Below are 4857 nucleotides of genomic sequence, written 5' to 3' on the forward strand. Positions count from 1 at the left end.
CACGCATCAGCACCAAACTGCATTTGGACAGGGAACTTGAAGCAGCAGGCGCAGATTTGGACGAGCACTTGCAAGACCGAAGGGCTGCGGAATGAAGCGGGTTCTGATCGTTGAGGATATCGCCGAAACGCGGCGCTGGCTAACAGAGATCGTGCTCGAAACCTACCCGGAGGCCGAGGTTTCTGTGGCTGAAACGGTGCGCGCGGCCGCAACCTTTCAAGGGCAGACCTTTGATCTGGCGTTGATAGATTTGGGCTTGCCGGATGGGTCCGGGCTGGATGTTCTGCGAATGATCACGCGCGAAAGCCCCGATGCCATCAAGGTCGTCACCACCGTAATGGGGGATGATGCCAGCATCGTTGCAGCACTTTCAGCAGGCGCGGACGGCTATCTTCTCAAGGAAACCACGCCCGCGGTAATCGCCCGCCAGCTTGCGCAGTTATCGATCGGAATGCCCGCGATTGCGCCCTCTGTCGCGCGCCGCATCATGGCGCATTTCCGCCTCACTGGCCCGACAGCGGATATCGACGCGCAATTGACCGAGCGCGAAACCGAAGTGCTTGGCCTGATCGCGCGCGGATTGCGCAACTCTGAGGTCGCGAATGAAATGGGGATCGCAGAGTCGACGGTGGCCAGCTACATCAAGGTGATCTATCGCAAGCTGGGCATCGGATCGCGCGCCGAGGCCTCGTGGCACGCCACCCGCCTTGGTCTGCGCATGGGGCGCGATGACTAGCGGCTGGGGTGCGCTCAACCGATCGGCGGGACCGCGCCCTTAAACCCATCTGGCCAATAGTAGTGCGGCAGGCGCTTGGCAGGGCTTTTTCGCCCTACCCCACGCGCCCTGTAGCAAGAACACCCCAAAGTTGCAGAGATTGCCGTGAACGAGAGTTGGGCCTCCGGCCCCTTTCAGTAAAAGAGCCGGAGGTGATTTTATGGCTTGAACATCACCTTGCCAGCGCGGCCGGGTGTCAGGGCGGCCTTCATCGCTTCACCAACCTGATTTAGGCCGTAGATGCCGCCTGTCTCTAGCTTCAGATCGCCTTGCAGCGCCAGTTTCACAAGTTCGGAAATCAGCTGTTTGCGCAAAGCAGGGTCCATGTCCGCACTTACGCGCGAACCCCAGAAACCCTTGACCGTTATGTGCTTCATGATCAGGGGGCCAGACAAGAGCGGCATCGGGGCGCCAGTTGCGGTGCCAAACACCACCAATTCCCCGTCGCGCGACAAAAGATCGACCAAATCCGCAGAAAGTTCGCCGCCGACTGAATCGATCGCCGACATCACAGCCCCGTCGCCGAACAGCGCGCGCGCCGCATCCTTCCAGCCTGCATCCGATGTCGTCAGCACATTCTCGACACCTGCTTTGCGCAACTCTTCCGCTGCTTCGGCGCGGCGCACAAGGCTGAGAAGGTGGATTCCGCGGGCTTTGGCAAGCACCACCATGATCCGCCCGACAGCACCGTTCGCCGCGGTTTGGACGATCCAGTCACCTTTTTTTGCCTTCAGCACTTCCAGCAAAGAAATTGCCGAAAATGGCATCGCGATCAGTTGCGCACCAAGCTCGTCCGATATCTGGTCTGGCAAGGGCAAAAGCCCGTTCGCGGGCGCGATGAAATATTCGGCCCAAGTGCCATGCACACCGGCAATGGCCGCGCGGCGGCCAACCAGCCCCGCATCAACCCCTTCGCCAACGGCCTCAACGACACCCGCAGCTTCGGTTCCACCGATGGCCCCGGGAAGAGGCGGCTTGTAGCCGTAGTTTCCACGGATCGTCCAAAGATCGTGGTTGTGAATCGGCGACAGTGACGTGCGGATACGGACTTCGCCTGCGCCCGGATGCGGCATGTCCACATCGCGGCTTTGTAGAACGTCGAACGGTTCTCCGAACCGGTCATGTATGGCAGCTAGCATATTTTTTCCTTTGTTACGCGCTGACGATCAGACGCGCTTTGATGTCTTTCAGGGCTGTTTCGAGCGGGCCCTGATCGTGTGAGAGTTTCGAAAGTATCGCCGCGCCCAGAAACTGCGCGTAGAGCACTTGCGCGGCACTTTCTGGTGCATCTTGAATACGAAGCGACCCGTCTGCCGCGCCGTCTTGCAGCATGATGGCAAGCTTTCCGACCAGCGCCTTTGCGCCTTCGTCCAGCACCTGCCGCATGGCCTCTGAAAGATCAGCCACCTCGGCACCAAGTTTGACCACAAGACAGGTGCTAACCAATCCGGCCTCTCGCTCTTGGTCGAGCCATGACGCGCAAAAGGCACGCAGCTTGTCGGCACCGCACCCTTCGCGCGCCAAAAGCGCATCGACGCGCGCGAGGTAGTCTTGCACATAGTCTTGCAACATCGCTTGGCCAAAGGCCTCTTTCGACGGGAAGTAATGGTAAAATGATCCCTTGGGGACGCGACATTCCTTTAGCAGCGTTGATAGCCCCATCGCGCCAAAGCCCCCCCTCATCACCAGCCTGCGGCCGACGGAAAGGATGGTCTGACGTGTTGTTTCGGTTTTGTCTGAGCGGGTCATGCAGCCCACTTAGGAATGAATAGACCGGTCGTCTAGTGCTGGACGAAAGTTTTTCCGATTGGCCAAATTACATCGAAGTCATCGCTGAAGCGCCGCTGGGTCAAGTTCGACTCTCCTCCCCTACCCTTTTATGCCACCCGGCGCTGCGGCAACGCCACCCGCGCGCGCTGCGGTAGATGCGACACAAGCGGTTAACCTTGCTTGTGTCCCTTGCAACTCCTAGACTTCGACTAGGCCAGATAGGGGCCGACTTGGGGGTTGCCTTGAAACAGCGTGTCGCGGCGCGGGCGCGTGGGTCGGTCTTGCAGCTGGCTTTGGTGTTTGCCCTGACGGGATGGCTTGCCGGGTTTGCAGCAGACACAGCCACCGCCCTGACGCAGGAAGAGATCGATACGCTTTGGCCAGTGCTGCCGGACGATGCGCCCTCTGATGCGACCGGAACCGACGCTCCGATCACCGAGAACGCCCCGGATGTGGCGCCCACAGCAGACACCCGCCCCGCTTCTGAACGCGCGGCGGGGGCTTTGGCAGAAAGGACGAAGGTCGAGGCGGCCATACGCGCGCTGCTGAAAACCCCGATCGACGTGCCTACGCCACCCGCCCTTGGGGTAAGTTGCGAGGATAACGCAGTAACGCAAATGCTTACCGGCGAGTTGGTCACAGCCTGGGTGCGCGCCGCAAGCGAACCCGAAGCCGAGCTGCTGATCAATTTGACTGCCGCGCGGCGCGGCCTGCAACTACTGGGGCTAGACGACGGTGCCGCGTATGATCTGGAAGCGCGTCTTGCAGACAGGTTGGGTGCCAAGGCGCGTGCCCTCATGCGGACCAACCAGAAAAACCGCGATGCGATTCCCGCAGTGATCGGCTTTGTGGGTAAGGCCGCGCAATTGTCGGATCTTCTCGGCGACACAGAAAAAGTGGCGGGGCTTTTGAACGCGCTCGGGGCGTGGCTCGACCCGTTTGTGCCGGACATGCTCAGAGATCTGAGAAAAGCGCATGATTACACCATGGCGACAACGGTTATGCGTCTGGTGCGTGTGCTCAATTTGCTCGGCGTGGAAACGGGTTCAGCTGATCTGGGGTCCGTGTATGAACATATCGCAGCGGCCATGCGCTTTCAGCTAACGTTGGACTATCAATTCACTCTCACCGGCGAAAATGGTCATGTCGAGACTTACCACCTTCGCGCCGAGATTCCGCTCACCTTCGAAATCGGCGGTGCAGAGCGTGAAGCCCGCGCGATGCTGGTGGGAGAGGCCACGGGAAACTACGTCTCCTACACCGATCCGGACGGCGATCTGGGCATGTTGCCCGCCTCGTTCCCGGTTGCCGCCAAGATCGAAAACTTCGATGCATGCGCGGGCACGGCGACCCTGTTTCTTGATCGTTTCTACGCCGATGCCGAAACCTATACTTTCCGCAACGGCGACCCTGCGGCACTTCCCAACGGCATGTACGGCTGGCTTGCCGTCTGGGGTGAAAACCGCGCTCACGGCGGCTATCTTTTCAACCTTGACGTGATCAATAAAAGCGCTCTCGCCATCGATGAGACCCTTAGCGGCGCGCAAGGCGCTTTTGCGGGAACGTTGAAGATAACACTCGAACATCGGCCAAACTAACGCAGCCCCTTTGCGCCAGCACGCGGGAAAAGCGCGAAAATCGTGCCGCATCTGCCGCTCGGGGCGCAGAATCGGTTGGCCCGTTGCACGGGCAAGCAGGCTTGCGGGCCGAATATTGCGGCAGAATCAGGGCCGAGGGTGGCGCAATGTTGCCGTAAAAAAGCCCGCATTGGGCGAGTTTCGGCTACAACCACCACGATTTAGCACGACCGTTTCCGGGTTTGGTAGGGTTCAAAAATTACCTGTTATCAGACCCGATTTCGTGCCTTACTTTCGCCACTATTCGGCCAAAATGTCGACCTGGGGAACAAAAACCGGTCAGTCGCAGTAGCACTTCTGTCGCCCTGATCGGCACTATGGAAAGACTGCCATGCTTATCTCGCGCTGCGCGGCTGCCCGCGAAACGCCTTGTAAACTATTGCCTGAAGTAACTTTTATGGCCAATGCCTGCATTTTTCTTATGCTGGTTTTGTCCTGCGCTCCCCTTTTCAGCTTCATGTAACCGGGGGGAACCAGCAAAATGTCCAGCACCGCCACAATCAACGCCATCAACCTCCAGGTCTCGGCCGATGACCAGTATGCGATCGACCGCCAAACTGCTTCGGTAGAGATCAATCCCGATACGGGCCTCGTCTTTGAAAACCTTGCAGAGCAGAACCAATACGACGATGCCAAATACTATCTTTGGCATGGCGATTTGCAGACCTATCCATC

At 59.0% G+C, this 4857-nt stretch carries 5 protein-coding genes; 3 read left to right on the forward strand and 2 right to left on the reverse strand.

From position 1 onward, the window contains the following. Positions 1-91 precede the first annotated feature (91 nt). A complete protein-coding gene (locus tag ABY403_RS13310; protein WP_372841314.1) occupies positions 92-736 on the forward strand; it encodes a LuxR C-terminal-related transcriptional regulator in 645 nt (214 codons plus the stop codon). A gap of 197 nt (positions 737-933) precedes the next feature. Here ABY403_RS13310 and ABY403_RS13315 read toward each other — a convergent pair whose 3' ends face one another. Together ABY403_RS13315 and ABY403_RS13320 are read right to left on the reverse strand one after the other, a co-directional pair. Then, the gene (locus ABY403_RS13315; protein WP_372841315.1) at positions 934-1914 is read right to left on the reverse strand and encodes a zinc-binding dehydrogenase; all 981 of its coding nucleotides are present in this window, start codon (positions 1912-1914) and stop codon (positions 934-936) included. 13 nt (positions 1915-1927) lie between these two features. Next, entirely contained in the window at positions 1928-2524 is a 597-nt protein-coding gene (locus tag ABY403_RS13320) for a TetR/AcrR family transcriptional regulator (protein ID WP_372841316.1), read from the reverse strand. Positions 2525-2787: 263 nt separating this feature from the next. On the opposite strand from ABY403_RS13320, the gene ABY403_RS13325 reads away from it, so the two are divergent. Further along, positions 2788-4143, forward strand: coding sequence for a hypothetical protein (locus tag ABY403_RS13325; protein ID WP_372841317.1), 1356 nt, complete (start codon positions 2788-2790; stop codon positions 4141-4143). Between the two features lie 520 nt (positions 4144-4663). After that, positions 4664-4857: hypothetical protein (locus ABY403_RS13330; RefSeq protein WP_372841318.1), on the forward strand; the 194-nt coding region annotated here is incomplete at its 3' end.

The sequence above is a fragment of the Phaeovulum sp. genome, from assembly GCF_041596715.1.
Lineage (GTDB): Bacteria > Pseudomonadota > Alphaproteobacteria > Rhodobacterales > Rhodobacteraceae > UBA6213.